This window comes from Vibrio sp. 10N.222.52.B7, assembly GCF_041474275.1.
Classification (GTDB): Bacteria; Pseudomonadota; Gammaproteobacteria; order Enterobacterales; family Vibrionaceae; genus Vibrio; species Vibrio crassostreae_C.
The window spans coordinates 834-1,226 of sequence record NZ_JBFRTU010000226.1 but is presented as its reverse complement, the minus strand read 5'-3'; positions in this window follow the sequence as shown (position 1 = coordinate 1,226).

Here is a 393-nt window from a genome sequence, read left to right as displayed (position 1 = left end):
TCGATTTGTAGATTGGCTTTACTTGCTGCTTCATCGAGTTGCTGAGTGACGATTTTTTCTTGGAATTGCACTGCCATAAAGTGGGTTGCGGTCAGCCCTGCAGCTCCCAATAACAATGAGAATAAAACAAAGGGTGTCATTAGGTTAGGCAGTATTTTGGTCACTCGGATCTCAGCTTGTCATCGGTTTGTATAAAGATTATCAATATGATGGAGAGAGTACCGAGATCTTGTTAACACAGAGCACCTTCTGTGAGACAAAACCATGGCTTAGACTTGTGTTTCAAAGGATTACGGCGCAAAATCACAAAAAAATTAAAAGGAGCAACCAAATGGAACTGACAGATATTCGTCGCGAATACGCTAAGGGTGGATTGAGACGTAAAGACTTGGC